1 protein-coding gene is annotated in these 639 nt (G+C 34.9%); it reads right to left on the bottom strand.

Features of this window, described 5'->3' with window-relative positions; genetic code table 11:
- Positions 1 to 256 precede the first annotated feature (256 nt).
- A partial coding sequence (locus OS138_RS12720; protein WP_325070190.1) for an N-acetylmuramoyl-L-alanine amidase occupies positions 257 to 639 on the bottom strand: 383 nt, incomplete at its 5' end.

Consider the following 639-nt stretch of genomic DNA (forward strand, 5'->3'; position numbering starts at 1 on the left):
AAAAATTTCTAAACAGAAGCCATAAAGGTTTTCAACAGGTAACCGATACATTAGTTTCAATGTTTACTGAGTAACTAATTATTTTGCAGGAGGACAATTTATTTACACAAAATTATTGACGCTCCCGTTTACTTCTGTAGAATATATACTTTGTTGTTAGATAAGTTGCACATGTTTATAGAATCTAAATAATAAATTTTTATGTACCGCCCCTCAAAGAGGGGGGAATTTTTTATCGTTGTGGAATATTTAAATACTAACGCTTGTCATGAAAATCTTGTGCTCCACCCTTAGTATTTCCTTCTGGATCGTTTGTCGCACGCATCATGACGTATACTTTCTTATTAGGGAAATCACGCATATTGAAAGATACATGATAGCCAACATTTCCTAAAGTATTATAAGCTTGATTTACGTCTGGTCTATAAATCCCATCAGCTCTTACTCTAGCTAGTTCTTTTCCAGTATTGTAGTCCATAATGAAAATATACTCGTATTTATAATTAGCAATGTGCCATCCAGCTACATGCAAGTTTGCGTTTTCGATTTCTCCGAACTGATCAATGTGGGCGTAATTTGTTCCATCTGTCAGCGTAGAATTTGCAGCACCTGCTCGAGTTGGATCAATTACTGGTTTAT

Origin of the sequence: Enterococcus sp. E5-37, assembly GCF_035726925.1 — a bacterium.
Lineage (GTDB): Bacteria > Bacillota > Bacilli > Lactobacillales > Enterococcaceae > Enterococcus_B > Enterococcus_B faecium.